This is a genomic window from Halorubrum aidingense JCM 13560 (genome assembly GCF_000336995.1).
Lineage (GTDB): Archaea > Halobacteriota > Halobacteria > Halobacteriales > Haloferacaceae > Halorubrum > Halorubrum aidingense.
Genome location: NZ_AOJI01000022.1, coordinates 208,566 through 227,457, shown reverse-complemented (window position 1 = coordinate 227,457; position 18,892 = coordinate 208,566). Strand labels below are relative to the sequence as shown.

Sequence of the window (18,892 nt, the reverse complement as noted above, 5' to 3'; positions counted from 1 at the left end):
CACGTACCGATCCGGGATACGCACATAGATGGCGTTCGCCAACTACCTCGCCAAACGGCTCGGATTCATGGCGGTGACGCTGTTTCTCGTGACGCTCATCACCTTCGGGTTGACGAACATCCTTCCGGGTAACGTCGCGCTCCTCATCCTCGGACCGAACGCGAACGCGGAGTCGATCGCCCAGTTGGAAGCCCAACTCGGATTGAATCAGCCGCTTTTCGTGCAGTACGTCGACTGGATCGTTAATTTGGCACAGGGAGACATGGGCATGTCGCTGCGGTACAACACGCCGGTCGTCGATCAGATCGCTGTTCGGCTCCCGCGATCGCTGCTGCTGGCGGTGTCGGCGACGGCCGTCTCGGTGACGCTCTCGATTCCGCTCGGGATCATCGCCGCCGTGAAAAAGAACACGCCGACCGATCTGACCGCGTCGATGTTGGCGTTCTTGGGGCTCTCGCTGCCGATCTTCCTCTGGGGACTCGTGTTCATCTACGCGTTCGCGCTCACGATTAACGGCTTCCCCACCCGCGGATACGTCTCGCCGTGGGTCGATCCCGTCGGGGCGCTCCACCACCTCGTCTTGCCGGCGAGCGCGATGGGCGTCGCGCTCACCGCGTACATCATGCGTATGACCAGATCGAGTATGATCGACGAACTGAGCGAAGACTACGTCGAGTTCGCGCGGTCGAAGGGGCTCAGCGAGCGGGCCGTCGTCCTTCGACACGCGCTGAAGAACGCGGCGATTCCGGTCATCACCGTCATCGCGTTCCAGTTCAGTTACGCGTTCGGCGGCGTCGTGGTGCTCGAAGAGGTGTTCTCGTGGCCCGGTATCGGTCGCCTCACGCTCACCGCGATCGAGAACCGCGACATCCCGCTCTTACAGGGCTGTATCATCGTTATCGCGCTGATCTACATGCTCTCGAACTTCCTCGCGGACGCGTTCTACGCGTACGTCGATCCGCGCATCCGATACGGAGGGTCCGACTGATGTCGTCCGAGCGATTCTCGATAAGCGACGAGCGGAAGGCGCACTACGGTCGGTTTATCCGTCAGTTCCGCCGGAACCAGAAGGCGATGATCGGGCTCGGCATCGTCGTGAGCCTGTTCGTCATCGCTATCGTCACGTCCCTGTTCCCGGAGATCGTCCCGTACGATCCCGGTGCGACGAACGTTCCCAACAGGGAGGCCGCGCCGAGCCTCTCGCATCCGATGGGGACCGACGAACTCGGGAGAGACGTGTTCAGCCGCGTCGTGTTGGGCACGCAGATCTCGCTGTACGTCGGGTTCACGTCGATCAGCGCGGCAATGGTCATGGGCACCTCGATCGGGATCGTCGCGGGCTACTACCAGGGGCTCACCGACGAGGCCCTGATGCGCGCGATGGACGCCATGATGTCGTTCCCGCCGATCCTGTTGGCGCTCACCATCGTCGCGGTGATGGAGCCGAGCCTGAACAACGTCATCATCGCGTTGGCGCTGGTGTACACGCCGTTTATCGCGCGCGTGGCACGCAGCGCGGCGCTGTCGGTGCGCAACGAGTCGTACATCGAGGCGGCGGAGGCCCGCGGCGAGAGCGATCTGTACATCATCTTCCGCGAGGTGCTGCCGAACTGCGTCGGCCCGCTGCTGGTTCAGGGGTCGATCAACATCGCGTTTACCATGCTGCTCGAAGCGAGCCTCTCGTTCCTCGGGCTCGGCGTGCAGCCGCCGGAGCCGTCGTGGGGGTTGATGATCAACTCCGGGTGGGCGTACATGGGTGACGCCCCGTGGATGGTCTTCTTCCCGGCGGCGGCCATCGCAACCGCCGTCATCGGGTTTAATCTGCTCGGCGACGGGCTCCGCGACGTGCTGGATCCGAAAGGGGAGATCATCGAATGAACCCGAACACCACAGACCCGCTGTTGTCGGTCGAATCGCTTCGGACGCAGTTCCGCACTGAAGAAGGGACGGTGACGGCCGTCGACGACGTCTCTTTCTCGTTGGAGAAGGGCGAGGTCATGGGCATCGTCGGCGAGTCCGGCGCCGGAAAAAGCGTCACCGCGAGGTCGATCATGCAGCTGATCGACTACCCCGGCGAGATCGTCTCCGGCTCGATCACCTTCGGCGACCGAGACCTCCTCTCGCTGTCAGAAGAGGAGATGCAGGGCGTCCGCGGCAACGAGATCACGCTCATCCCGCAGGACCCGATGACCGCGCTCAATCCCGTGTTGACGGTCGGCCAGCAGATCACCGAGACGATCGAACTCCACCAGGACGTGAGTTCCGCGGAGGCCCGGACGATCGCGATCGACGCGATGCGGGAGGTAGAGATCCCCGCTCCGGCGGAGCGGATCGACGAGTACCCGCACGAGTTCTCCGGGGGGATGCGACAGCGGATCCTCATCGCGATCGGGCTGGCGTGTGAGCCGGACCTGATCATCGCCGACGAGCCGACGACCGCCCTCGACGTCACGACGCAGGCGAAGATCCTCGATCTGCTCAACGACCTGCGCGAGAAACACGGCGTCTCGATTCTGATGATCACGCACAACCTGGGCGTCGTCGCACAGACGTGCGACCGCGTGGGCGTCATGTACGCCGGGAACCTCGTCGAGACGGGAGCGGTGTCGTCGATCTTCGCGCGACCGCGACACCCGTACACCCGGACGCTGATAGACGCGATCCCGGCGGTCGACTCCGACCGCGACCGCCTCTACGCGCTCCCCGGGTCGATGCCGGACCTCAAATCGCTCCCCGACGGCTGCAACTTCGCGGAGCGGTGTCCTCACGCCGTCGACGCGTGTCGAACCGGCGACGACCCGACGCTCGAACCCGCCTCCGACGGGGAGGGCGGATCGCACGCGGCGTGTATCCGCTCGGACGAACTCGACCTCTCGGAGTCGGCCGTCGAAGCGGGCGACGCGCGACAGCAGAAGGATATCGCCGACGACCCGCTGCTCGAAGTGAACGGGCTGAAAAAGCACTTCCCGTCGGGCGACGGGTTGTTCGGGAACCTCTCGCTCGCGCGGACGGACGGCGGAGGGTTAACGCTCGAACGCCGGTACGTGAAAGCGGTTGACGGCGTCGACTTCACGATCAACCGCGGCGAGACGGTCGGGCTCGTCGGCGAGAGCGGCTGCGGGAAGTCGACGGTCGCCCGGACCGTCATGCAACTGCTCGAACCGACGGCCGGCGAGGTGTACTTCGACGGCCAGCCGCTTCACTCGCTCGGCAAATCGGCGATCCGCAGTCTCCGTCAGGAGATGCAGATCATCTTTCAGGACCCGAAGAGCTCGCTCAACCCCCGGAAGACCGTCGGGCAGATCGTGGGGCGGGGGATGGAGAAGCACGGGATCGCCACGGGCGACGAGAAGCGCGAGCGGATCGCGGAGCTGTTAGAACGCGTCGGCCTGCAGGCGAGCGACGTCGACAAGTACCCGCACCAGTTCTCGGGCGGGCAACAACAGCGGATCGCGATCGCTAACGCCCTCGCCGTGGAGCCGGACCTCATCGTCTGTGACGAGCCGGTCTCGGCGCTCGACGTGAGCGTGCAGGCGCAGATCCTCAACCTGCTCGACGACATCCAAGCGGAGTTCGGCCTGTCGTACCTGTTCATCTCGCACAACATCAGCGTCGTCCAGCACATCTGCGACCGGGTCGCCGTCATGTACCTCGGCAAGATCGCCGAGATCGGATCGGTCGACCAAGTGTTCGACGCCCCGTACCACCCGTACACGGAGAGTCTCCTCTCGGCGGTCCCGCACCCGACACCCGAGACGCAGCCGGAGCGGATCCTGCTCGACGGGACCGTGCCGAGCCCGCTCGACCCGCCGAGCGGGTGCCCGTTCCACACGCGGTGCCCGAAGAAGATCGGCGACGTGTGCGAGACCGACGTCCCGGTTCCGGAGCCGGTCGGCGGCGAATCGACCCACCAGATATCCTGTCACCTGTCCGAGGCGGACATGTCTGACCCGCTGTACGAGACCGGAGAGAGCGACGCGTGACCTTCTCGATCTGCGCGTCCGTCGACGGTCGACACGGCGCCGCGATCGCCACGAAGGCGATCGCCGTCGGCTCGACGGCGCCGTTCGTCTGTCGCGACGGGGCCGTCTGCACGCAGGCGATGACGAAGACGCCGATCGGCGTCCGCGCGACCGACCGCATGGCTCGGGGCGCGTCCGTCGACGAGGCGGTCTCGGCGCTGCTGGCCGCCGACGAGCACGCCGACCAGCGACAGGTCCACGGGATCGACGGGGCGGGCGAGACCGTGACGCACACCGGCTCCGACTGCGAGTCGTTCGCGGGCGACGCCGCGGCGGAGACGCACACCGTGGCCGGGAACATGCTCTCGGGACCCGCGGTGCTCGAAGCGATGACCGACGCGTTCGCGGCGGCCGGGGACCGGCCGCTCGACCGCCGACTGCTCGCGGCGCTCCGCGCGGGCGAAGACGCGGGCGGCGACAAACGCGGACCGAACGCCCAGAGCGCGGCCCTCGTCGTGTTCGACCCGGAGACTCCGCGGATCGAACACGACCTCCGCGTCGACGAACACACCGACGCGGTGACAGAACTCGAGCGAGTCCACGACGCGGCGGCGACCGCCGGCGCCGACTGGGCCGCCGAGTATCCGAACCTGGACCTACAGCGGTTCCCGCCGCCGGAGACGGACTGAACGGATCGCGCCGGCGGCCCACCGCCGACACGTGTCTACGGTCGGCGACGACGATCCGAAGGGCGAGGGCGGCCCCGATCGCGGTCGCCCCCGCTCTCGACGATTCAGCACACGAGAGCGGCGCGCGGAGAACCCCCCGCGAATCGGTGTCTTCACCGTGACCGTGGCCCGGACGAGCGCGGAGACGTTGTTCGTACATCTCATAATAATATAGTACTATGAATTCTGGTATATCTGAGGCACGTCGAGTCAGAGCTATATTTCGAGGCTGATACGCCGGTCCGATTCGCGATCGGCGGGCGCGCGGGTCCGAGTTCCGTTGCGGACGACCTGCGAACGACCTGCGAGCGACTTGCGAATGACCTGCCAACGACTTGCGGACAGTGGGTTCCGATCGACGGCGTGAACGATCAGTTATAGATGAACCGGTGGTGTTGCTGTCGGCCATATATAAATCGCTGCTGGCGAGGTCACCTCTCTGCAACCGCGCCGCATTGCAGCGCGCACCGGGTTTCCCCGTCGAAGCGCAGAGAGACAGCGGCGCTCTCGCTTGCAATCGGCGACGCCAACCGCACGGTCCATTTATAACCGATCGTCGCCCCGCTCGCGATTATTTATATACGACGTGGATAAACGACGTCGCCAGCGACGGTCGACAACATCCACTCCCGCTATCGAGTCAATCTCACTTTGGTTGTCTCACTTTGGTTGTCTCACTTTGGTTGCCTCACTTGGGTGTGCGTTCACGAATCGACGATCGCTCCGAACGCACCGGTCGAGGGAGATCGAGGTACCGCTATATCTATCGTTTCCTCGGTGGTTTATTAGAGACACCAGTATTCATATGTTTTTGTGGGCCGATCCGACGAGCGACGTCGGGACGCCGCTGCAGTCTGTCTCGCCGGCCGCGATCCCTGCCCGCCGGCCCCGTCACGGCCAGTCGGCGTCCACGCCGACCAGCTCGGCGCTCGCCTCCCAGAGCCGCTCGCGCGCCGCCGGATCGCTCGCCGCGGTCGACGGCGTCAGGTCGCCGTCGCCGACGTACGCGCCGGTTCGCTCGGCGAACGTGTCGTCGGCGATCAGTCGGACCACCCGAGCGGCGGCCTCGTCCGCCGAGGTCCCGACGCCCGGGACCAGTCCGGCGGCGCGGACCATGACCCGCGTCGGGAGGGACGCGTCGCGGAACAGGTTCGTCGAGGGAACGAACCCGGGGTGGACGCAGTTCGCCGTGATCGCGTCGTCGTCGGGGATTCGGGCCGCGAGCTCCAGCGTGAACGCCACGGTCGCGAGCTTCGACCGGGCGTACGCGTCCAGCGCGTCGTAGTCGGCGGCGAACTGGAGGTCGTCGAAGTCGAACGCGGCGCGCCGGTGGATGTCCGAGGCGGTGACGACGACTCTCGCGGGAGCCGACGCGGCGAGCCGGTCGTACAGCTCGTGGGTGAGCAGGTACGGCGCGAGGTGGTTCACGGCGAGCGTGAGTTCGACGCCGTCGGCCGTTTCGGTCCGCGATCGGGTCGAGAGGCCGGCGTTGTGCGCGAGGACGTCGATCCGATCGTACGCCTCCAGCAGCCGAGCGGCGAGGTCCCGGACCGCCGCGGTCGTCGCGAGGTCGGCGCGGTGAAATCGGACCGTCCCGGCCGCGTCGGCGGTCTCGGCGACGAGCGACTCGCCGCGGCCGCGGTCTCGGCCGACGGCCGCGACGGTGGCGCCGCGCTCCGCGAGGGCGACCGCCGCGAGGCGACCGATACCGCTCGTGGCTCCGGTGAGAACGACGACGCGGTCGGCGAGGTCCGTCGGCACCGCTTACTCGCCCCCGTCGCCCCACCCGCGCCGCACCGGCGTCTCGCTCGCGTCGACGTTCGCGAGCAGCCACTCGGCGGCGCCGGCGAGCGCCTCGTCGTCGGTGGCGGTCACCTTCAGGCGGTTGTGATCGGCCTCGCGGTCGGGGTAACAGCCGACGGCGACGTCGAACCGCTCCATGCTCTCCGTCAACGCCGGGATGATGTTCGACTCCGGCTCGACCGTGTAGAGGAACCGCGAGCACCGGTCGCCGCTGAACTCGTCGGCGACGGCGTCGAACATCGCTTTCAGTTCGCTCGGAATTCCCGGCATCACGTACACGCCCTCGACGACGCAGCCGGGCGCGAGCCCCGCCTCGTTCAGCAGCGGTCGGCTCCCCGCCGGGATCGCGGCCTCCGCCTCCACGTCCACGTCCACCTCGCGGTCGGGGATCCGGTCGCGAATCTCGGCGAGCCGACGCCCGACCGCCTCCCGCGTCAGGTCGGTGGGGGCCATCTCTCGGTCGAACGCGTCCGCGACGGCCTCCATCGTCACGTCGTCGGGCGTGCCGCCGAGTCCCCCCGTTACGATCACCGCGTCGAAGGCGGCGGCGTACTCGCTGACGCGCTTCGCGATGACCGCTCGGTCGTCCGGGATCGAGAGGATCCGCCGCACGGCGACCCCGCGGTCGCTCAACTCGGCCGCGAGCCAGTTCGCGTTCGTGTTCACCGTGTCCCCCGAGAGCAGTTCGTCGCCGACCGTGATCAACGCGACGTCCATTACCGCCCTCTTAGGCCGGGCGACGGATGTGCGTTTCCCGTCTCCCATCGCTTCGTTCTCCTTTCCCTCCGTCTCCCACCCCTCCGTCCTCCTTTCTCTCCGTCGACTCGGGAGTGCTATAGAGGAGTCAATACCGCTATTTCGCGCCGGATACCCCTCATAGCAGCGTTTACGCCGGCGACACCTAACGGGTGCGGTATGGCAACGGGTACCGGATCGTCGGCGGGCTGGGAGGAACAACTCGGCGAGGCGCGAGAGCGACTTCGGATCGAGCGGCGGCGCGTCGTCGACGAGCGCGAGGCGTTTCGCGCCTTCCGGAGCCGAGTGGACTCGGTCGCGGCTGAAACTGTCCAACCGGCCCAGCGGAGCGGCGGCGCGATGCGCGAGACGGCGCCCGCGCCCGGTTCCGGGCTGGTGGCGGTCAGGGACGCATACGTGGAGACGGTGATGTCCGTGCCGCACTACGAGGACGAGTACGACGACACCTACGAACGGAGCGTCGCCGCCGAGTTCGGACCGGAGTTGGCGTACGCGCTCGCTCGGACTTCCCGGTTCCACGCCGAGTACAAGCGATCGCTGCTCGCCGCGGCGGACACCGCGGTCGAAGAGCGCGAGCGGTTCCTGAAGACGGTCCGTTCGGAGACCGAGTCGGTCGAGCGGGCCGCCACCCGGCTCTCACCGATAGCGGCCGAGACGGAGTCGATGGCGGGGACCGCGGATCCCGATGCGGGGTTCGGTGCGCTCGACGCGTCTCGCGCCCGAGCGAAGGTCCTGCTCGGCGACTGCGACCGGATCGCCGCCCGCCGTCAGCGCGAGTTGGCGGCCCACGAGCGCGACCTCGCGCTCGGCGACGATATCGACCTCCCGACGTACCTGTACCAAGACCTCGCCGTCACGTATCCGGTCCTCTCGGCCGTCGGCGCGGTCGGCGATCGCCTAGACGCGCTCGTCAACCGGATCGAGCGGTCGATGGCCGAGACCGCTTGAGACGGGCGGTCAGTCCGTCGCCGTCGCGTCTGGTTCCCCGAGTCCGGCGTCGCCCGGGGGGCGGAGCGCGAACGTGGCGACGCCGGCGGCGACCGCGAGGCCGCCGCCGAGCGCGAACGTCGGAGTCCAGCCGAAGGTGGCGACGAGGTAGCCGGTCACGGTGCCGGCGAAGACGCCGCCGCCGACCTTCGCGGTGTACAACACCGCGTAGTTGCCCGACGAGTGCCGCGCGCCGTAGTAGTCGGCGAGCAGCGCCGGGAAGTAGACGTACAGCGGGGAGGAGAAGAACATCGCCCCCATCACGAGCGCGATAAAGAGGACGCCGGACCCCGCGGACCCGGCGCCGATGAGCGCGATCCGGAACAGGCCGGCGAGGACGAACGAGATCGCCATCACCCACTTGCGGTCGAACCGGTCCGAGGCCTCGCCGAGGATCATCCGCGAGACCCCGGCCGCGACGGGGAGCAGGGTCGCCGCGGCGGTCGCGATCCCGGCGGCCAGCCCGAAGTGGTCGGCGAACCGGACCACGTTGGCGATGACGATGAGGTCGGCGCCGGCGGTCGCGATGAACATCGCGTACAGCAGCCAGAACTGCCACGTCGAGAGCATCTCGCGCGTCGTGTAGGCACGTCCCCGGAGCGACGCCGCCAGCCTCGTGTCGTTCCCGTTGTCGTCGGCGGCCCCACCGTCGGTATCGTCGTCGGAGTTGCGATCGTCCAGTCCCAGCCAGTCGTCCGGCGGGTCCCGAAGCAGGAACGCCCCGACGAGGGTCACGACGAGGATCGCCAGTCCCACGTTCCGGAGCACGTCGCTGTAGGCGGTGACCGTCGCGTTCGCGCGGACGTAGGGGACCACGAGCGCGCTCCCGCCGGCGAACGCCATCGTGCCGATCCCGGTAGTGAGCCCGGTTCGGTCCGGGAACCACTTGACCGCGGTGTTGACCGCGACCGTGTACACGATGCCGACGCCGACCGCCCCGAGCGAGTACAGCAGGTACAGCTGCCAGACGCTGGTCGCGTACGCGAGACCGATGTACCCCCCGCCGGCCAACAGGGCCGCGAGGAACGTGAGCGCGCCCGGACCGCGGCTGTCGCGCCACTTCCCGGCCGGGAACTGCGAGAGCGACTGGAACACGACGTAAAACGAGAACACCGCCCCGAGCGCCGGGAGCGCGATGTCGAGGCTCTCCGCGAGGGGCTGTTCGATCGACGACCAGACGTACTGGTAGGGGCTCACGGCGGCCATCATCCCGGCCGCAGCGAGGATCTGCCACCACCGGGAGAAACCGAGTATCTCGGACGCGCGTCCGGCGTAATCCACGCCGTCGCCGTCGGAAGCCGGTTCGTCACCCATCGTTGCGGTGCGTCGCGCCTGCAGTGGTGTTGGAGATCATGTCGATGGAGATCGTGTCGATAGCGTCGGCGACCGCGACCGCGTCGGCCTCGGTCGTGACCGCGTTCGTCTCGTACTCGACACACACACCGATTAAAACGCGTCGTTCGGGAGGTTCTTGCCCCCATCGTCGGCGGCTGCCGCGGAGAAGCGCCCGACCGACGCCGCGTCGCGCGAATCCGGTAGTTTCGATCACAGATTTTTACCAAATTTCGCCGTAGAACTGCATAATCGTTCGACATTTGTCAGGCGTATCGCTGCAGACGAGCCAATAGATAATGATAATCGTCTATCCTGTCGAAAATGATTAAGTAACGCCTTCGCCACTATCGGAGTAAGCACGGCCGGGGTCGTTTCGGAGCGGCGACCGGCACACGAATCCATGTCAGCCGATCCAGATCTCGCGGAGTCAGACCCCATCGCACCGACCACCAGAGTCCCGTCGTCCTCGTCGGCGTCCGCATCGTCGTCCTCGTCGGCGTCCGCATCGTCGTCCTCGTCGGCGTCTGCATCGTCACCCTCGTCGGCGTCCCCCGCAGCCGGGCGGTTCGAGCGCGTGCTCGTCGTCGTCCGCGATGACGACGCTGGCCGGGCCGCCGCCGGGACCGCGCTCGACGTCGCCGCCGTGCACGGCGGCACCGTCGACGCCCTGTACGTCGTCGACACGACCGAGCACTGGGACATGGCCGTCGAGCGCCACGAGCGCACCGGCGAGACCCTCGTCGAAGAGGTCGAGGCGCGCGGTGCGGCCGCCGACGTCGACGTGGACAAGTGGTTCCGATACGGCACCGCGCACGACGAGGTGCTCGACTTCGCCGAGTGCCACGACGCCGACCTGATCGTCGTCGGCTCCGCGCGCCGGACCGGACTCGACCGACTGGTCAACCCCGAGACGCTCCCGGTTCGCGTCCAGCGCGGCGCCGACGTTCCAGTCATGGTGGTCGGTCCGGAAGACCGGTGAGCGTCTCACCGCTTTGGTGAATACCCTGACGGCGTGGCGAGCGACTCGTCGGCTTCGGCCCGTTCGGGCCGCGTCGCCCTCACCGAGCCATCGATTAAGTGCTCCGAGTGTGTACGGAGAGTGTGACACACATCGGCATCGTCGGCGCCGGCGCCGGGGCGGCGGCCGCGGCGTTCGCGCTCGCTGACGCCGCTCCCGAGGCGGACGTAACGATCCTCGAAAAGTCCGGCGGGGTGTGCGGTCGCGCGGCGACGCGCCGCCGCGACGACTGCACGTACGATTACGGCGCGAACTACCTGAAGGCCGACGACGAGCGCGTCGTCGAGTTGATCACGAACGTGCTCGACGACGACGGCCTCGTCGACGTCACCGAACCGATCTACACGTTCAACGCGGACGGGACGGTGTCGCCGGGGCGCGACGCCGACGCGCACAAGTGGAGCTACCGTCGAGGGCTCACCCAGGTCGCGAAGCGGCTGCTCGCGCGGACCGACGCGACGGTCCACCGGCGGACTCGCGTCGAGCGGGTCCGCCGGGCGGGTTCACAGTGGGAGCTCGACGACGCGGACGGGGCGACGTGGGGGCCGTTCGACGCCCTGCTGTTGAACCCGCCGGCGCCGCAGACCGCCGAGCTACTCGGCGACGCCGAGTGGGACGCCCCCCTCCGCGAGCGGCTCGTCGACGCCGTCGGCGAGGTCGCGTTCCGGACCGTCTGGACCGCCGCGCTCCACTATCCGTTCGCGGTCGACGTCCCCTATTACGGACTCGTCAACACCGACAAGGAGCACGCCGTCGGGTGGATCTCCCGCGAGGAGTGCAAGGCCGGTCACGTCCCCGACGGCGAGACGCTGTTGATCGCGCAGGCGAACCACGAGTGGTCGGTCGAGCGCTACGACGACGATCCGGCGACGAACGTCGCGGCCCTCGCCGAGCACGCGGCCGCGATCGTGGGCGACGACCGGCTCGCGGCGCCCGACTGGACGGATCACCAGGGCTGGCGGTACGCACAGCCGGAGACGGGCGTCGATAGCGACCCGGTCGAGTCGGCGCGCGAAGCGGGGCTGTTTCTGACCGGTGACTGGGTCGCCGGCGAGGGCCGGCTCCACGCCGCGCTCGCGAACGGACTCACCGTCGGCGAGCACGTGGCGGACGGGATATAAAAAGAACGACGGAGCGGTGCGGTTCGCGGGAGCTCCGGGTGAACGGGTACTTAGCTCCGGGTAAACCGTATTTAGCTCCGGGTGAACGGGTACTTAGCTCCGGGTAAACCGTATTTAGCTCCGGGTGAACGGGTACTTAGCTCCGGATAAACCGTATTTAGCTCCGGGTGAATCGGTACTCGACCGTGCCGAGACCGGGGAGCGTCAGGTGTCGCACCGATCCCCGGTGTCGGCGAGCGTGGTCGGCGATCGATCGCGAGATGGCCGCGACGGCGACGCCGCCGACGAGGAGGGTCACCGCGGCCAGCGGATGCTCCGCGATGAAAAACGGGAGGGTGAAGAGCGCGACGAACGCGACGGTGCCTTTCGGAGAGCTACCGGTGGACAGGACGCCGGCGCCGCTCGCGTTGCGGTCCGCCGCCGATCCGATGGTCGTGGGGTGCATACTAACGGGTACACGCTCCGCCGATATATACCTTTCATATTCCAAATATGTTTTGAGAAAGGGTAGCATGGATCATTCGCTAGATCGGTCTAAAACGGTTGTTAACGGAGTGTACTATCTACCATGGTACGGAGTCGTACACCTCTCATATATCTGTGAATTCGGCGCCGTTGGCGCGGCTGCACCTCCTCGACGACGTCCGGGACGGCACCGGAACCGGAGGGTTTCTGCCCGCTCCCCTCCTTGCGTATTTATGACGGAGCACCCGCCGCCGAGCACGCAGGCGAACGTCCCCTTCTGGACGGTGGTCGCACTGACCGCGCTGTACCTGCCCGTGTCGCTCGTGGCGTCGTCGCTGATCGACTCGGGAGAGCGTGGATACCCCGCCGCCCTCGACGCCGTCGCCGGCCCCGTTGCCGAGACCGGAGGCGTTCTCGCCGCGGCGGTCGGCGGCGCGGCGTGGCTTCTCGTCGGCGGCGCGCTGCTCGTCGCGTTCCGGGCCGAACTCGGCTCGATGCGACGCCGGACGGCGTGGCGACCGCCAGAGAAGGGATACCTGATCCTCGCGGCCGGCGCGTTGTTGGCGCACCCGCTCACCGGGCTCCCGTTCATCTTTCTGATCGTCGCCGGGTACACCCTGCATCGCGGGCTCCGAGTTCGATAGGACGCGAGGGAGTCCGTGCGCAGAAGCGAGCGGCGCTCGCGCGGTACCGGATCGTGCGTCTCGTCGCGGGCACTGACACGTTGCCCCATACATTTATTTCACTCCAGTCGATCGTAAGATACGGAGCGACACAGCATGATACGGAACACCTCCACCTCACGGCCGGCGGCAGCCACGGAGCCCGATCGATGGCGAGTCATCGCCGGACTCGCCGACGGGACCGTCGAGACGGTCGCGGACCTCAATCTCCGCGGCAGCGCCGACGATATCGCCGCCGAACTCCGTGAGCAACACCTCCCCGCCTTGGAGGAGGCCGGCTACATCGAGTGGGACCGCGAAGCGGGCACGATCGAGCCCGGGCCGAACTTCGAGGAGGCGGCCGCCCACGTCTCGGACCTCCCGACCCCGAATCTCGGCGCCACCGGCGACGGCGGCGTCGTGGACGGAGATGCCACCGAGAGCGACACCGCCGAAGGGGAACCGGCCGACGACTGATCGGGAGACCCGGTCGGCCGTCCGCCCTCCACCGCCGTCTCGCTTTTTAGCTCCGTCTCGCCTCGCCCGAGACGTTTATACGCCGGCGCCGGGGAGTCCCGACATCGCATGGCCGAGCCGATCCTGAAGTGGGCCGGCGGGAAGCGGCAGCTCCTCGACGAGCTGTACGCCCGGTTCCCGACCGACCACGACCGCTACCACGAGCCGTTCATCGGCGGCGGCGCGCTCTTCTTCGACCTCGAACCGCCCGACGCGACGATCAACGACGCGAATCCCCGGCTGGTGAACTTCTACGAGCAGGTGCGAGACGATCCCGAGGCGCTCATCGATCGGCTGGCGTCGTTCGACGACCCCGAGGCCGACCCGGACCCGTCGCTCCCGTACGACGAGACGACGGCCCGGGACCGCTCCGTCGAGAGCTACTACTACCAACAGCGCGCGCGGTTCAACCGACGGCCGTACGAGAGCGAGTTCGATCCGCTGACGGAGGCCGCGCTCCTGTTGTACCTGAATCGGACCTGCTACAACGGGCTCTACCGCGAGAACGCCGACGGCGGGTTCAACGTCCCCGTCGGTCGGTACGCGAACCCGGACTGGGTCCAGCGCGACCGGATCCGGCGGGCGAGCGACGTGCTCGCGACGACGACGATCCGCAACGACGACTTCGCGTACGTGCTCGACGTCGCCGAGCCGGGCGACCTCGTCTACTTCGATCCGCCGTACGAGCCGATGAGCGCGACCGCGAGCTTCAACGAGTACAGCGCCGACGGCTTCGACCGCGAGGACCAGCGTCGGCTGCTCGACGTGGCGGGCGCGCTCGACGAGGCGGGGGTGTGGGTCGTGGTGAGCAACAGCGGCGTGATGTACGAGCCGTACGCCGAGGCCGGCCTCCACGTCGACGTGGAGGGCGCGACCCGCGCGATCAACAGCGATCCCGACAACCGCGACGCGGTCGACGAGATCGTCGCGACGAACGTGCCGCCCGACGAGCGACTCGACGGCGGGCAACGCGGGCTCCCGGAGTTCTGACGATCGGGAGGCGTCCGCCGTCGCTTGCCGTCCATCGCGGCCGCCGTCCACCGCGTCCGCCGTCCACCGCGTCCGCCGCCCATCGCGGCCGCCGTCCACCGACCGACCCGCCCGATCGCATGGGGCGGGCTTTTTGAACTCCCCCGACGACGTCCAGGTATGACCGATCTCGACATCGACCTCGTCCTCGTTCCCGTCGACGGGAGCGAGGAGTCCCACGAGGCGGTCGACTACGCGATCACGGTCGCGAGCGAGTACGACGCGAGCGTCCACGCCCTGTACGTGCTTGACGAGGACGTGGTCCGCGCGCTCGACCACGGCGTGGTCGAGACGGCCGACGTCGCCGACGACACGGAGGCGTTCACCGACTCGGTCGCCACGCGCGCCGAGGCCGCCGGCGTCGCCCACAGCAACTCCATCGCGTACGGCTTCTCGACGACCGTGAAGACGGTCCACCCGGGAAGCGTCGTCCTCGACACCGCGGAAGAGCTCGACTCCGACTTCATCGTCGTCCCGCGCGAGCCCGTCAGCGGCGACCCCGGGCAGGTGCTCGGGAAGGCCGCGGAGTACGTCCTGTTGTACGCCAGCCAGCCCGTGCTGTCGGTGTGATGGCGGTCGCCCTCGCTGCCCTCGCCGCCCTCGCCGCTCCCGCCACCCTCCCGTTTCTCCCCGCCGGGACGACGCTCCCGCCGGCGCCCTACCTCCTCGCGGTGCTCCTCGTGGCCGGTGTCGTCGCCGTCGTACTTCGGCGACGCCCGCCCACCGTCACCGACCGGCACGTCCTCGCGCTCACGCCGTGGGTGATCCTCGGATCGGCCGCCCACGTCCTGTACGTGATCGACGCGCTCCCGCCGCTCGTGAGGCCGCTCGCGGGGTCGCCGACGGTGTACCTCACGGTCGGCGCGCTCGCCGGCGCGAGTTGGCTCGCGGCCGACGCGACCGACGCAGAGGCGGCCGACGCGACCAACGCAGAGGCGGCCGCCGCCGCCGACGGTCGAGGAGCCGAGCGCGACCCGGCCGGATCGGGTGTTCCCCGGGCGCTCGCCGCGGTCGGGACGCTCGCGCTCGTCCCGGTCGTCGCCGTCGCCGTCGCCGCCGGCATCTCGACCGACGGCGCGTTCTGGTCGGCCGTCTCGCTCGCGGCGGCCGTTCCGATCGCCGCGCTCGTCTGGACCGGCCTCACCAGAGCCCGTCCGGAGACGGGGATAACCGGCGGCGTCGGCGCGCTCGCCGTGTTCGGACACGCGCTCGACGGCGCCTCGACCGCGGTCGGAACGACCCAGCTCGGGTTCGGCGAGCGGACGCCCCTCTCGCGGCTCATCCTGGAGATCGAGGGGCTCCCGGCGGTGCCGGTGTTCGGCGAGGGGTGGCTGTTCGTACTGGTCAAGCTCGCGGTCGCGAGCCTCGTCGTCTGGCTGTTCACGCCGTACGTGCGAGACGAGCCCGCGGAGGGGTACCTCCTGTTGGGGTTCATCGCCGCCGTCGGGCTCGGGCCCGCGGCGCACAACTTGCTGCTCTTTTCGGTGGTGGCGTGAGTGCGGCGGTCGAACTGACGGGCGGCAGGTCACGGCCGTCGCTATGCGGGATGAGAATATCGAGAGAGGGGAGAAAACGGGAAAAGACGGGAGCACGAGATAACGAGATACCGGGCGCCGCCGAGCGAACGGCGTAGCGGCCGAGATCCCGGGCGCCGCGGCGGCGGGACGCTCAGGGGTGCGTGAGACGACGCCGTCAGTCGTCTTCTTCGACGACTTCCGGGTCCTCGATGGCCGACTGGAGCGAGTCGAGCCCGTTGACCCACTCGGAGACGAGCCCGTACTCCAGCTCGTCGACGAGTTCGATGTCGAGCGGCTCGCCGTCGATGACGCGGGTGCCGGCCTGCACGACGTAGCCGAGCGCGGCGTCGAGGTCCTCTTCGGCCTCGGCGTCGGCGGCCGCGTGGACGAACTCGGTGACGTCGCCCTCGACGACGCCGCCGACGACGTACTCCTCGGCCGCGTAGAACACGGGGACGAGCGAGGTCTGAACCCCGTCGATCAACATGAGCTTGTCCTCGTCGTCGAACGCGACCTCGGCGAGCACGATCTCGCGGATGTCGCGGATCTCCTCGACCGCGCGCTCCTCGTCGATGCGCTCCTCGTCGAGCGCCGCGAGGACCTTCACGACCGCGATCGCGGCGTCGTCTTGAAGGTTCAACAGCAGGCGGGCGGAGTCCTCGTTCTCGGGGTCGAGCTCCTCTTCTTCCAGCCGGTCGAGCCAGTTCTGCCAGCGTTCGTCGGTATAGAACGTTTCAACGGCGTCGTCGTCGGTCATGTGCTGTACGTTGCCCGGCCAACTCAAATGCCTTTCCTATCGATCGCCGCGCGAGACGGTTTCGCACCCTCGATCCGGCGAGATTCGGCGATTCGGTGGCTCGATGAGCTTGACGGTCGGCGGTTCGGTGGGTTTGAGGATCGGCGGTTCGGTGGGTTGACGCTTGGCGAGCCGAGGGTCACTCCAGCGTCGCCTCGGTGTCGATTCCGTACACGGCGGCGGGCGTCTCGACGTGGGCGCGGCGGACCGCCTCGTCGTGGCCGTTCTCTACCAGCCAGCGCACGCGGCGGGGAACCGTCTTCGGCCCGAGCACCATTCCCGGCTTCTCGGGGTCGTCGACGAAGTCGGTCTCCATCAGGAACGGCTCACCCGACTCGGCGGCCCGTTCGAGCCGGTCCTTTTCGCTCATGACGCTCGGCGTCACCCCCGCGAGCCGGCCCTCGGCGTAGTGTTTGACCACGGTCGCGGGGTCGAGCCCGACCTCCTCGGCGACGGCGGCGAGATCCGTCAGGTCCTCGGTGGCCTCGGTGTGGAGCTGCACGGCGCAGTCGAGGGCGGCGCCGAGTTCGAACGCGCGCCGGGTCACGGCGTTCGACGCGTCCCAGACCGCGTCGCTCACCTCGTAGTGCGGACGGCCGGACTTCAGCGCGAGCGCCTCGCCGTCGGCGACGAACTCGCTCGCGACCTCCAGACCGCCTTGCATCAGGTCGCGGGCCGCCTCGGGCTCGAATCCCCGCTCGTCGACGAGGCGGCTTATCAGACCGGGGTGGACGCCGAGAACGGGCCACGCGCGGCCCGGCAGGACCTCGGTCGCGGCGTCGACCGCGTCGATCGTCTCCTCGAAGACGGGCCGGAAGTCCGCGGGCTCGTCCGGCTCGACGCCGAGGTGCCACGACGGCTTGTTCACCACGAGCAGGTGGGTGCCGCCGAGGTGAACGAAGTCCTCGACGGCGTCGATCCCGCGGCCGTGACGCGGGTCGAGGTGGAGGTGGTTGTCGAGCACCGGCGTGTCGAGATCGTCGGTCATACCGGCGACACGGTCGGGCGGCGCATATACGCCACGCCTTCGAAGAAGGGTCGGGAGCCGGCTCGTCTGCCGCGGCCGACTCAGTTCGCGCCGGTCGACTCGTCCACCATGTCCGCCGCGTCCGACTCAGTTCGCGCCGGTCGACCCGTCCACCACGTCCGCCGCGTCCGGCTGCCCGACCGGCTGCGGGGCGTTGCCGGTCTCGATCGCCCGCCGCGTCGACTCGTCGATCTCGACGAGGTGACACAGCGGGTTTCCGGGGTAGACGACGGGGTTCTCCAGGAGACCGATCAGGAGTCCCGTGAAGGGCGCCTCGATGGCGACGGCGTCCTGTTTGAACGGGTTGGTGATGGTCGCGATCCGCTCGCCCTCGTGGACGAGCGAGCCGCTCTCGAAGTGCGTATCGACGATGCCGCCGGAGTCGGCGCGGAGCCACGTCTTTTCGCCCGCGCCGGAGACGATCGTCCGCCAGCCGGGCCAGCGCACGGTATCGGTTTCGAGCAGCTCGTACTCCGCGAAGACGGAGCGGGCCCCGCCGAGCGCGTCGTCGATGAGGGGACGCTGGAAGCGGTGCGCCTCGCCCATCTCGATGGTGATCGTGGGGATCCCGTCGGCCGTCGCCTCTCCGCGGAGGGTGCCGCTCGGCCCCTCGCTGTCGATGATCACCTTCGAGCCGAACGCCATCGCGAGGCGGTGGACTCCCGCGTCGGTCATGTCCGCGCGGACGTGGAGCATGTTCGTCCGTCCGCGGGTCGAGGTGTGGAAGTCGAGACCGAAATCGCAGGGGGCGATGAAGTTCGAGTAGATCTGATTCGCCATGCGGTTCGAGCTCGTCGACCCCGCTTTCCCGGGGAACGAGCGGTTGAGGTCGCGGTCGTAAACGGGGAGGTAGCGCTGCTGGGCGATGAACCCGGGGACGTTGAGCACGGGCAGACAGACGAGGGTGCCCGCCAGCTTCTCGAGGTCCCACTCGTGGGCGATTTCGCGGACGACTTCGATCCCGTTGAGCTCGTCGCCGTGGGCGGCCGCCGTGAGGAAGACCGTCGGTCCGTCGAGTTCCCCGTTGACGATAGTCACGGGTATCCGGACCGGATCGCCGAGGTACGTCTCGCTGATTCCGTAGCGGATGTTCTGCGTCTCGCCGGGCGGTACCGCGCCGCCGTTGTACGTGAACACCCGATCGTCGCTCATGTCACAGTGGAGCGGGGC

Annotated in this window: 20 protein-coding genes; 12 read left to right on the top strand and 8 right to left on the bottom strand. The window is 68.3% G+C overall.

All coding sequences use genetic code 11. The features are described from left to right. The first annotated feature begins 28 nt into the window (after positions 1-28). Genes C461_RS07955 through C461_RS07940 form a run of 4 tightly spaced genes read left to right on the top strand, consistent with a single transcriptional unit; the run spans position 29 to position 4,651 of the window. Positions 29-988 carry an ABC transporter permease gene (locus tag C461_RS07955; RefSeq protein WP_008000189.1) on the top strand — a complete coding sequence of 320 codons (960 nt, stop codon included), beginning with the start codon at positions 29-31 and terminating at the stop codon, positions 986-988. Continuing rightward, positions 988-1,878: an ABC transporter permease gene (locus tag C461_RS07950; RefSeq protein WP_008000188.1), complete on the top strand. Its 891-nt coding sequence runs from the start codon at positions 988-990 to the stop codon at positions 1,876-1,878. The genes C461_RS07955 and C461_RS07950 overlap by 1 nt, the downstream gene beginning before the upstream one ends. Beyond that, the gene (locus C461_RS07945) at positions 1,875-3,983 is read left to right on the top strand and encodes an ABC transporter ATP-binding protein (RefSeq protein WP_008000187.1); all 2,109 of its coding nucleotides are present in this window, start codon (positions 1,875-1,877) and stop codon (positions 3,981-3,983) included. The genes C461_RS07950 and C461_RS07945 overlap by 4 nt, the downstream gene beginning before the upstream one ends. Continuing rightward, entirely contained in the window at positions 3,980-4,651 is a 672-nt protein-coding gene (locus tag C461_RS07940; protein WP_008000186.1) for a DUF1028 domain-containing protein, read from the top strand. Before C461_RS07945 ends, C461_RS07940 begins: the two co-directional genes overlap by 4 nt. Positions 4,652-5,581: 930 nt before the next feature. Here the strand turns inward: C461_RS07940 and C461_RS07935 are convergent. Together C461_RS07935 and C461_RS07930 are read right to left on the bottom strand one after the other, a co-directional pair. Then, positions 5,582-6,451 carry an SDR family NAD(P)-dependent oxidoreductase gene (locus tag C461_RS07935; protein WP_008000184.1) on the bottom strand — a complete coding sequence of 290 codons (870 nt, stop codon included), beginning with the start codon at positions 6,449-6,451 and terminating at the stop codon, positions 5,582-5,584. A 3-nt stretch (positions 6,452-6,454) separates the two neighbouring features. Next, complete coding sequence (locus tag C461_RS07930; protein WP_008000183.1) at positions 6,455-7,210, bottom strand: competence/damage-inducible protein A; 756 nt, start codon at positions 7,208-7,210, stop codon at positions 6,455-6,457. A gap of 198 nt (positions 7,211-7,408) precedes the next feature. On the opposite strand from C461_RS07930, the gene C461_RS07925 reads away from it, so the two are divergent. Further along, positions 7,409-8,197: a DUF7260 family protein gene (locus C461_RS07925; protein ID WP_008000182.1), complete on the top strand. Its 789-nt coding sequence runs from the start codon at positions 7,409-7,411 to the stop codon at positions 8,195-8,197. Positions 8,198-8,206: 9 nt separating this feature from the next. Here C461_RS07925 and C461_RS07920 read toward each other — a convergent pair whose 3' ends face one another. Together C461_RS07920 and C461_RS16175 are read right to left on the bottom strand one after the other, a co-directional pair. Next, a complete protein-coding gene (locus C461_RS07920) occupies positions 8,207-9,550 on the bottom strand; it encodes an MFS transporter (RefSeq protein ID WP_008000181.1) in 1,344 nt (447 codons plus the stop codon). Further along, a complete protein-coding gene (locus C461_RS16175) occupies positions 9,543-9,677 on the bottom strand; it encodes a hypothetical protein (protein ID WP_275039110.1) in 135 nt (44 codons plus the stop codon). The genes C461_RS07920 and C461_RS16175 overlap by 8 nt, the downstream gene beginning before the upstream one ends. A gap of 468 nt (positions 9,678-10,145) precedes the next feature. On the opposite strand from C461_RS16175, the gene C461_RS07915 reads away from it, so the two are divergent. After that, positions 10,146-10,550, top strand: coding sequence for a universal stress protein (locus C461_RS07915; RefSeq protein ID WP_008000180.1), 405 nt, complete (start codon positions 10,146-10,148; stop codon positions 10,548-10,550). Positions 10,551-10,672: 122 nt separating this feature from the next. Further along, positions 10,673-11,710, top strand: coding sequence for an NAD(P)/FAD-dependent oxidoreductase (locus tag C461_RS07910; RefSeq protein ID WP_008000179.1), 1,038 nt, complete (start codon positions 10,673-10,675; stop codon positions 11,708-11,710). A gap of 157 nt (positions 11,711-11,867) precedes the next feature. Here the strand turns inward: C461_RS07910 and C461_RS07905 are convergent, their stop codons facing one another. Further along, the gene (locus tag C461_RS07905; RefSeq protein WP_008000178.1) at positions 11,868-12,155 is read right to left on the bottom strand and encodes a hypothetical protein; all 288 of its coding nucleotides are present in this window, start codon (positions 12,153-12,155) and stop codon (positions 11,868-11,870) included. Positions 12,156-12,408: 253 nt separating this feature from the next. On the opposite strand from C461_RS07905, the gene C461_RS07900 reads away from it, so the two are divergent. The 5 genes from C461_RS07900 (at position 12,409) to C461_RS07880 (ending at position 15,878) form a co-directional block, all read left to right on the top strand. Then, complete coding sequence (locus tag C461_RS07900) at positions 12,409-12,819, top strand: hypothetical protein (RefSeq protein WP_008000177.1); 411 nt, start codon at positions 12,409-12,411, stop codon at positions 12,817-12,819. Between the two features lie 135 nt (positions 12,820-12,954). Next, the gene (locus tag C461_RS07895) at positions 12,955-13,314 is read left to right on the top strand and encodes a hypothetical protein (protein ID WP_008000176.1); all 360 of its coding nucleotides are present in this window, start codon (positions 12,955-12,957) and stop codon (positions 13,312-13,314) included. Positions 13,315-13,422: 108 nt separating this feature from the next. Further along, the gene (locus tag C461_RS07890) at positions 13,423-14,343 is read left to right on the top strand and encodes a DNA adenine methylase (RefSeq protein ID WP_008000174.1); all 921 of its coding nucleotides are present in this window, start codon (positions 13,423-13,425) and stop codon (positions 14,341-14,343) included. Positions 14,344-14,502: 159 nt separating this feature from the next. Continuing rightward, on the top strand, positions 14,503-14,952 hold the full coding sequence (locus C461_RS07885; protein ID WP_008000172.1) for a universal stress protein: 450 nt from the start codon (positions 14,503-14,505) through the stop codon (positions 14,950-14,952). Then, positions 14,952-15,878 carry a DUF63 family protein gene (locus tag C461_RS07880; RefSeq protein ID WP_008000170.1) on the top strand — a complete coding sequence of 309 codons (927 nt, stop codon included), beginning with the start codon at positions 14,952-14,954 and terminating at the stop codon, positions 15,876-15,878. Before C461_RS07885 ends, C461_RS07880 begins: the two co-directional genes overlap by 1 nt. 196 nt (positions 15,879-16,074) lie before the next feature. On the opposite strand, the gene C461_RS07875 is transcribed toward C461_RS07880, so the two are convergent. From C461_RS07875 to C461_RS07865, 3 genes are all read right to left on the bottom strand, one after another. Beyond that, complete coding sequence (locus C461_RS07875) at positions 16,075-16,656, bottom strand: DUF2150 family protein (RefSeq protein ID WP_008000167.1); 582 nt, start codon at positions 16,654-16,656, stop codon at positions 16,075-16,077. 178 nt (positions 16,657-16,834) lie between these two features. Next, on the bottom strand, positions 16,835-17,683 hold the full coding sequence (locus C461_RS07870; protein ID WP_008000165.1) for a TatD family hydrolase: 849 nt from the start codon (positions 17,681-17,683) through the stop codon (positions 16,835-16,837). 126 nt (positions 17,684-17,809) lie between these two features. Beyond that, positions 17,810-18,874 carry a succinylglutamate desuccinylase/aspartoacylase family protein gene (locus C461_RS07865; RefSeq protein ID WP_008000163.1) on the bottom strand — a complete coding sequence of 355 codons (1,065 nt, stop codon included), beginning with the start codon at positions 18,872-18,874 and terminating at the stop codon, positions 17,810-17,812. Positions 18,875-18,892: the final 18 nt, after the last annotated feature.

Coding starts and splice junctions, on each gene's coding strand:
- C461_RS07955 (WP_008000189.1), top strand. CDS start 29: ATGGCGTTCGCCAACTACCTCGCCAAACGGCTCGGATTCATGGCGGTG.
- C461_RS07950 (WP_008000188.1), top strand. CDS start 988: ATGTCGTCCGAGCGATTCTCGATAAGCGACGAGCGGAAGGCGCACTAC.
- C461_RS07945 (WP_008000187.1), top strand. CDS start 1,875: ATGAACCCGAACACCACAGACCCGCTGTTGTCGGTCGAATCGCTTCGG.
- C461_RS07930 (WP_008000183.1), bottom strand. CDS start 7,210: ATGGACGTCGCGTTGATCACGGTCGGCGACGAACTGCTCTCGGGGGAC.
- C461_RS07925 (WP_008000182.1), top strand. CDS start 7,409: ATGGCAACGGGTACCGGATCGTCGGCGGGCTGGGAGGAACAACTCGGC.
- C461_RS07920 (WP_008000181.1), bottom strand. CDS start 9,550: ATGGGTGACGAACCGGCTTCCGACGGCGACGGCGTGGATTACGCCGGA.
- C461_RS07905 (WP_008000178.1), bottom strand. CDS start 12,155: ATGCACCCCACGACCATCGGATCGGCGGCGGACCGCAACGCGAGCGGC.
- C461_RS07900 (WP_008000177.1), top strand. CDS start 12,409: ATGACGGAGCACCCGCCGCCGAGCACGCAGGCGAACGTCCCCTTCTGG.
- C461_RS07895 (WP_008000176.1), top strand. CDS start 12,955: ATGATACGGAACACCTCCACCTCACGGCCGGCGGCAGCCACGGAGCCC.
- C461_RS07890 (WP_008000174.1), top strand. CDS start 13,423: ATGGCCGAGCCGATCCTGAAGTGGGCCGGCGGGAAGCGGCAGCTCCTC.
- C461_RS07885 (WP_008000172.1), top strand. CDS start 14,503: ATGACCGATCTCGACATCGACCTCGTCCTCGTTCCCGTCGACGGGAGC.
- C461_RS07880 (WP_008000170.1), top strand. CDS start 14,952: ATGGCGGTCGCCCTCGCTGCCCTCGCCGCCCTCGCCGCTCCCGCCACC.
- C461_RS07875 (WP_008000167.1), bottom strand. CDS start 16,656: ATGACCGACGACGACGCCGTTGAAACGTTCTATACCGACGAACGCTGG.
- C461_RS07870 (WP_008000165.1), bottom strand. CDS start 17,683: ATGACCGACGATCTCGACACGCCGGTGCTCGACAACCACCTCCACCTC.
- C461_RS07865 (WP_008000163.1), bottom strand. CDS start 18,874: ATGAGCGACGATCGGGTGTTCACGTACAACGGCGGCGCGGTACCGCCC.